General features: G+C 53.0%; 5 protein-coding genes and 1 pseudogene. 5 read left to right on the forward strand and 1 reads right to left on the reverse strand.

The genetic code is table 11. The annotated features are described in order from the left end of the window. Positions 1-666: 666 nt before the first annotated feature. Positions 667-933 (reverse strand): annotated as a pseudogene (locus GTA51_RS19705) (ATP-binding protein); the annotation flags it as partial. Between the two features lie 513 nt (positions 934-1,446). Here GTA51_RS19705 and kaiC point away from each other — a divergent pair. The 5 genes from kaiC to GTA51_RS19730 are packed head-to-tail and all read left to right on the forward strand — an operon-like array spanning position 1,447 to position 6,680. Then, positions 1,447-3,150, forward strand: coding sequence for a circadian clock protein KaiC (gene kaiC / locus GTA51_RS19710; protein WP_160964180.1), 1,704 nt, complete (start codon positions 1,447-1,449; stop codon positions 3,148-3,150). A 35-nt stretch (positions 3,151-3,185) separates the two neighbouring features. Further along, positions 3,186-3,539: a circadian clock KaiB family protein gene (locus GTA51_RS19715; protein WP_160964182.1), complete on the forward strand. Its 354-nt coding sequence runs from the start codon at positions 3,186-3,188 to the stop codon at positions 3,537-3,539. Then, entirely contained in the window at positions 3,536-3,871 is a 336-nt protein-coding gene (locus tag GTA51_RS19720; protein ID WP_160964184.1) for a circadian clock KaiB family protein, read from the forward strand. The genes GTA51_RS19715 and GTA51_RS19720 overlap by 4 nt, the downstream gene beginning before the upstream one ends. 8 nt (positions 3,872-3,879) lie before the next feature. Next, on the forward strand, positions 3,880-4,323 hold the full coding sequence (locus GTA51_RS19725; protein WP_160964186.1) for a DUF8755 domain-containing protein: 444 nt from the start codon (positions 3,880-3,882) through the stop codon (positions 4,321-4,323). Beyond that, positions 4,221-6,680 (forward strand): PAS domain-containing hybrid sensor histidine kinase/response regulator, encoded by a 2,460-nt coding sequence (locus GTA51_RS19730; RefSeq protein ID WP_160964188.1) that lies wholly within the window; start codon positions 4,221-4,223, stop codon positions 6,678-6,680. Before GTA51_RS19725 ends, GTA51_RS19730 begins: the two co-directional genes overlap by 103 nt. Positions 6,681-7,167 lie beyond the last annotated feature (487 nt).

Below are 7,167 nucleotides of genomic sequence, written 5' to 3' on the forward strand. Positions count from 1 at the left end.
CCTCCCTTCCTTGCGACCGGCTCTTTACCAGCAGATCGAGTGGAAGGCTTTAGCCGGTACACTTTCGGACCGGCGCAACCGAGGAATTCGGTCGCTCCAGGGGGGCATTATTGCTCCGGCGCTTATAACCCGCGACGGCAACGCTTAAAACCAAACAATTCTAGCAGGCTATCTCTTCTAAATTAGCCGGACAGAAATGATCTTAGGCGTGTCCTTTGTGAAGGTTGTTTGCAATCTTAACGGAGGTAATGCCATTGGGTGAATTAACTGTCGGACAGTCTTCCTCGCAGTAGAGCATTTAGAGGCCAGTAAAAAATACAATCTGGCAAACTCCACGTGTAGCAAACACTAGCTCTACACTTCTAGTCGAGGCCGCCACAACAACCCATTAGTCATTTTTACATCGCAACTTTACTGGCCCCGGCTTTTACAGTCGGGGCCTTTCTTTTTGCATTGTGAGGTCTGAAGAAATACCCGGCGTCGGTCCAGAATGGACTTTCGGACATTTCCGATGCGTTGGCAGCGGAAAATCGCACGCCACACCTCGTCGCTGGTCCGCGTGTGTCAAACAGCACCGAAAATTGACCCCCAATCAGCGTCCAATTTTGACCCCCTCGAATTGAGCGTCATGGCTTCTCCTCGTGGTCGTAGTCGGGGGGGGGGAGCTTATTGGCTTCTGTGTTTGAGCCTCCAGCTGTCATTCCCGGTCTCGATGATTTCGCAGTGATGTGTCACCCGGTCCAAGAGCGCCGTGGTCATCTTGGCGTCGCCAAAGACTTGGCCCCACTCGCCAAAGGTCAGGTTGGTCGTCACCAGGACCGACGTCCGTTCGTAGAGCTTTGAGAGCAGGTGGAACAGCAGCTGTGCGCTCACGCGGGAAAACGGCAGAGAGTCAAGCTCATGGGGCACTCTACGGTGAAGATGACCGCTGACGTGTATTGCCATTATCTTGCAGGCGAGAAGGAAAAGGCAGTGGGCAACTTGCCCACTGCCTTGTTGGAGTTTAAAAAAGACATAAGCGGGAGGCTCTTCGGAGCCTCTTTTTTTTAGATTCAATATCACAGAGAGGAATATCTTGTGATTACGGTATATAAACAAATTTTTAGAGCATTTTGCATAGTAGTGTTCAGCTTATGGTCGGGTTTTAGCTGGTTAAACCTGTATTTGTAAAAAATTTGCCTGACTAATCTCTTGCAATTTTAATTTCATGACCGCTATTCCCCAGAACTACTCGAACGCAACCGATTTTCTGCGGAATTAGTCTTTCTGTTAAATAACTGAAGCTTCTAGTCAAGATCGTTGCATTGGCAACGTGATTATTTATTAAGAATTTTCAGTGATATGAAAAAACATGGCGGGGGGATGTACACTATTGCAGGTATTTACGATTTTGTGCAAGAGTGCCTTGTCCCGAAATGATTACATTACAGCCTAGGAGCTTTCAGGATGTTCATCAACACCACTCCAATTGCTGGCGAGACTCTACTCCCCAAATGCCTGACCGGCATCCAGGGGCTGGACGAGATCACTGGTGGAGGCCTGCCCAAGGGCCGTCCCATTTTGGTCTGCGGCGGGCCGGGCTGCGGCAAGACACTCCTTGGCATGGAGTTCCTGGTGCGTGGAGCCACGGAATTTGGTGAACCCGGTGTGTTCGTCACTTTCGAGGAGCGCCCCGAAGAACTGGCCCAGAACGTGGCGACTTTCGGCTGGGACCTGAAGGAACTGGAAACCACGGGCAAGCTTATCATCGAGCATATCCGGGTGGAGCGTAGCGAGATTGAGGAAAACGGGGAGTACGACTTGGAGGGGCTGTTCATCCGCCTGGGTGCGGCAGTAGCCGCCGTAGGAGCCAAGCGCATCGTGCTGGACACGGTAGAGTCTTTGTTTGCGGCCCTGCCCAACGAGCTGATCCTGCGGGCCGAGTTGCGGCGGCTTTTTGGCTGGTGCAAGGACAAGGGGTTGACCGCGATCATTACCGGAGAGCGTGGGGACAAGACCCTCACCCGGCACGGCCTGGAAGAGTATGTGTCCGACTGTGTGGTGGACCTGAACCTCCGCGTAAAAGATGACGTCGCCACCCGCAGGCTGCGCATCGTTAAATACCGGGGAAGCATGCACGGCACTAACGAGTATCCCTTCCTCATCGGCTCGGAGGGCTTCACGGTGATGCCTATCACCTCCATCAGCCTGGATTACGCCACCTCAAACGAGAGGGTTTTGACCGGGGTGGAACGCTTGGACGCCATGCTCGACGGTCGGGGGTACTATCAGGGGTCGAGCATCCTCATCTCGGGCGCGGCGGGCACGGGCAAATCGAGCCTGGCCGCCGCCTTTGCCAAATCAACGTGCTCCTCGGGAGGCAAGTGTTTGTACTTCGCTTTCGAGGAACCGGTCAGCCAGATCATCCGCAACATGGGCTCCATCGGCATGGACCTGGGGAAATGGATGGATGCGGGCCTTCTCAAGTTCCATGCGTCGAGGCCAACCACTTATGGCATGGAGATGCACCTATTGACCATGTACCAACTGGTCCGGGAGTTTGAGCCCCAGGCGGTGATCATCGACCCCATCTCCAACCTCTCCTCCGTGGGCAACGAGGACGAGGTAAAATCGCTTTTGACCCGGTTCGTGGACTTCCTTAAAGGGCGCGGAGTCACCACCCTGTTCACGGACCTCACCTCGGGCAAGACCTTGGGCGAGTACACCGAGGCAGCCATTTCCTCGCTTATGGACACCTGGATTCTGCTGCGTAACATTGAGACCAACGGGGAGCGCAACAGGGCCTTGTTCGTGCTCAAGTCCAGGGGCATGGAGCACTCCAATCAGGTGCGGGAGTTCATTCTTTCAAGCCAGGGTCTGGAGCTGGCCGACGTCTATCTTGGGAGCGAGGGCGTGCTCATGGGCTCGGCCAGGGCCGCCCAGCAAGCCCAAGAGCGCGAAGAATCCACGCGGCGCACTCAGGAATTAAAAAAACACAAGCGCACCCTGCTGGCCAAACGGGCCGCACTCGAGTCGCAGATGGCCGCGATCAGGCAGGATCTGGTCTCCATGGAAGCAGAGATGGAAGCGGTCGAAGCTGAGGACACGGCCCAGCTTGAAGCCCTGGCCACGCGCCGGGATGAGATGGCCCGCATCCGCAAGACAGACTGAATTTCCATAATCCCTTTGAACGAGGCAAGGATTCAATGACAGACAAGGAAGATGTCCGCCCCGTGGATCAAGCCGAGGAAGCCGGAAAATTGTGGAGACTGCGCCTGTACGTGGCCGGACAGACCCCCAAGTCCCTGGAGGCTTTCGCCAACCTGAAGAAGGTCTGTGAGGATTACCTCACAGGCCGGTTCGAGATTGAGGTCATCGACCTCGTTGAAAATCCCCAGCTGGCCCGCGAAGACCAGATTGTGGCGACACCCACACTGATGCGGAAGCTGCCTGAGCCGATCAAGAAGATCATAGGCACCCTTGCCGACACCGAGAAAGTCCTGGTGGGCCTGAATATTGTCGTAAAAAAAACCAGAATCCAAGAGCTTGGCACGCCATGAGTGAACCGAAAAACAGAGCTGACGATTTTGAGAGGGCCCTTAAAGCTCGCGACCAGCAGCACTACGTCCTTCGCCTCTACGTGGCCGGAATGACTCCCCGGTCCATAGAGGCCATCTCTTCCATCAAGGATATCTGCGAGGGGCACCTGAAGGGCCGTTACGAAATAGAGGTCATCGACATCTCCGAGCGCCCTGAGTTGGCCAAGGAGCAGCAGGTTCTGGCCGTCCCCACGCTCATAAAGATCCTGCCGCTTCCCTTGCGGAGGTTCATCGGCAGTTTGTCTGATGAGGAGCGCATTCTCAAGGGACTTGATATCCAGCCGAAAAAGTGAGCCACGCCATGCCCATGGATACCTACAAGTCGCCGGAAGCACTGGCACGGGAAAACGAGGAACTGCGTGCCCGCCTGAAAGAGGCCGAGGAAACCCTCCAAGCCATAAGGCTCGGGGAAATCGACGCAGTCGTCGTAACCGGCACCAAGAACGACCAGATCTTCATGCTTGAGGGTGCGGACCACGCCTACCGGGTGATGGTCGAACAGATGAGCGAGTCTGCAGGAACCCTGCGCACAGACGGCTTGGTGCTTTTCTGCAATACAATTTTTTCGTTCTTCTGGAGTCTCCTGCGGAGCGCGTCCGAGGATGCTTTTTCCAGGACTTCGTCTCGCCCGGCGACCAGACGTTGTTTGCCAGCCTTCTTAAACAAGCCGTCAAGGATAGGGCCAAGGGCGAGGTTGTGCTCACTTCGGCCAGTGGAAGGCAAATCCCGGTTCTTCTTTCCCTGAGCATCCTGCGGCAGGGTGGCACCCCAAGTATCTCCATGCTGGTCACCGACTTGAGCGAGCAAAAGCAGTCGGAAGCTCTGCGTCGGGCCGCCAAGCGCCTGGCCGAGGCCCAGCGTATCGCCCAGGTCGGCGACTGGGCGTGGGACCCGCAAGCCGACACGGTGACGTGGTCGGATCAGATGTTTGAGATCCTAGGCCTAAACCCGGCCGAGCCCGTGCCCGATTATGCCGGCCAACTCACCCTCTACAACCCCGAAAGCGCCCAGCGGCTGCACGAGGCAGTGACTCAGGCGTTACAGCACGGAGGGGGGTACGAACTGGAATTGAGACGCACTCGACCCGACGGAAGTCAGGTGGACGTTTTGGTGCGCGGGCTGGTCGAGAAGGACGATCAGGGCCGCCCCAACATTCTCCACGGCTCGGTACAGGACATCACCGACCGCAAGCGGGTCATGGATGCCTTGGCTCAGAGCGAGAAGAAATATCGCACCTATGTGGACAACTCACCTGTGGCCGTGTTCATCACAAACGAAAAGGGCCGCTATCTCGACGTGAACCCGGTGGCCTGCAATGTACTAGGTTACGAGAGGGAGGAACTCCTCGCCATGTCCATTGCCGAGGTGGACGTAACCGAATCCGAGGCTCTTTTGCTGACACCATTTGAGCAGCTTAAGGCCTCTGGGCGATTTCAAGGCGAACGGTGCTTGCTCAGAAAGGACGGTGGCTATTTAGAGGTGCTCCTGGATGCCGTAGCTTTAGAAGACGGTCGCTACATGGCCTATTGCCAGGAGATCCGCGACATTAAAAAGTTACAAAACGAACGTGACTCTTATATGAATTTGCTTCAAAGCACCTTAAAGTCGATAAAAAGCCTCATAATGGTTGTAGACAAAGACCACCGCGTCATTTTGAGTAATTGGTACGACCATGAGTGGGTGCCAAACGAAATTCGCAACACCCGCCCTTTTTGCTATAAAGTCATGAAAAATCTTGAGAATGTGTGCGACAAGTGCCATTCAGTAGCAACATTTTCTGATGGTATTATCCGAAACTTCGAGGATCGAAACCCCATAAATGGAAGCTACAAGGACATCACTGTTGTTCCAATTTTTAACAAACAAAACAATGTCGAATACGTTCTTGAAAATGTGTGTGACATTACCAAGTATAAGCTTGCTCAGAAGGAACTCTTGTCAGCCAAGCAAGCCGCCGAAGCAGCTAACAAATCAAAGTCAGAATTCCTGGCAAACATGAGCCATGAAATAAGGACCCCTCTGAATGGAATTTTGGGGATGCTTCAGCTTCTGCAAACAACTCCGGTCAACGACGAACAAAATCTATACTTGACACAAGCTGCTCGCTCTTCTCGCCGTTTGACGCGGCTTCTTTCTGATATCCTTGATCTATCTCGGGTTGAAGCGGAAATGTTGCATGTCACCATGGAAGTTTTTGATTTCAAAGACGTCATGGATGCCGTATTGCAACTTTTCACACCTGTGGCGCATGAAAAAAATATCAGCCTTGAGTGCCATATAAACCCAGGCATACTCGCTGTGCTCAAAGGGGATGGGGCGAGGTTGCAGCAGGTATTGGGCAATCTGGTTGGAAACGCGATCAAATTTACCGATAAAGGGCAAATTGTGATCGAGGCAAACCCCTTGCCGCCTCGCGATCATGAAGAATACCGAGTGCTTTTTTCTGTAACCGATACAGGTATAGGCATTCCGGATGACAAACTTCAGACGCTCTTCAAGCCATTTTCGCAAGTAAGCCAAGGGTACAGAAGAGACTACCAGGGTGCCGGGCTTGGCCTTTCAATATGCAAGCGATTGGTTTATCTCATGGGAGGCAATATTGCTGTCGAGAGTGAGTTTGGCATTGGAACAACCATTTATTTCTGTATCGCTTTCGGGCTTGCCGATCCGTTCAGTGAAGCCATCAGCACTGATCAACCCCGGAGCAATCTTCCAGAGACGCTTTCGATTCTTTTGGCAGAAGATGAACAGATCAATCGTCTCGCCACGAAAAGGATGGCTGAAAAACTCGGCCATCGGGTGGTTGCGGTAAAAGATGGGCAAGAGGCCCTGGATGCCTTGATGGCGGGTGAATTTGAAATCATCCTCATGGACGTTCAGATGCCCCTCATGGACGGCGCTGAAGCCACAAAACGCATAAGAGCCGGTGAGGCTGGAAAAGACAAGGCCAATATCCCTATCGTCGCTCTAACGGCCTACACCATGGCTGGCGACAAAGAGAAATTCCTTGATGTGGGCATGGACGGCTACTTGGCAAAGCCTTTAGAGATGGAGGCGTTGCTCAAAGTTATTGAGGAAATCACGGCGAAGCGCCAAGCGTGAGGCATCCGGTAAACATGGATAGCTACGATGCGTGAAGATGAATATGTGGCGGCTTACGGTCTACTCGACAGTCGGCCTCCCCATATCTCAAAAGAAGCCGAGAGCCATGCCCGCACAGTTGAAAAGGGTCCACGCTGTTGATGTGTTCTACGGTCAACTTAGTTGTTCATAATGTAAGGTGATATAATTATGGCTTATGCTGCTCAGGGTGCTGTTCAAGGTGTGATAGTACTTGCCATTGTATTAATAGTAAGGTCCTTATGAGGCCCTCAGGCTGCTCATGCATTCATAGTAAAAATGGTTGACTCCTCTTGTTTTTTTCATGAAAAACACAATTGACAAACGGAATTAGGCACTATTTCATTACTGTCCGGCTAAGAAAAGGCTTGACGCCTGAAAGCGACAACTGGTGCAAGCTCATGATGCCTTTCCACTTAGGCGATCAATTTTGAAAAAATGGCATAAATTGCCATGACATCAAGTTCAA

Origin of the sequence: Solidesulfovibrio aerotolerans (genome assembly GCF_009856865.1) — a bacterium.
In the GTDB taxonomy this organism is placed as follows: Bacteria; Desulfobacterota; Desulfovibrionia; order Desulfovibrionales; family Desulfovibrionaceae; genus Solidesulfovibrio; species Solidesulfovibrio aerotolerans.

Bases quoted from the DNA above. Each gene is read 5' to 3' on its own strand.
- kaiC (WP_160964180.1), top strand. From the start codon at position 1,447: ATGTTCATCAACACCACTCCAATTGCTGGCGAGACTCTACTCCCCAAA.
- GTA51_RS19715 (WP_160964182.1), top strand. From the start codon at position 3,186: ATGACAGACAAGGAAGATGTCCGCCCCGTGGATCAAGCCGAGGAAGCC.
- GTA51_RS19720 (WP_160964184.1), top strand. From the start codon at position 3,536: ATGAGTGAACCGAAAAACAGAGCTGACGATTTTGAGAGGGCCCTTAAA.
- GTA51_RS19725 (WP_160964186.1), top strand. From the start codon at position 3,880: ATGCCCATGGATACCTACAAGTCGCCGGAAGCACTGGCACGGGAAAAC.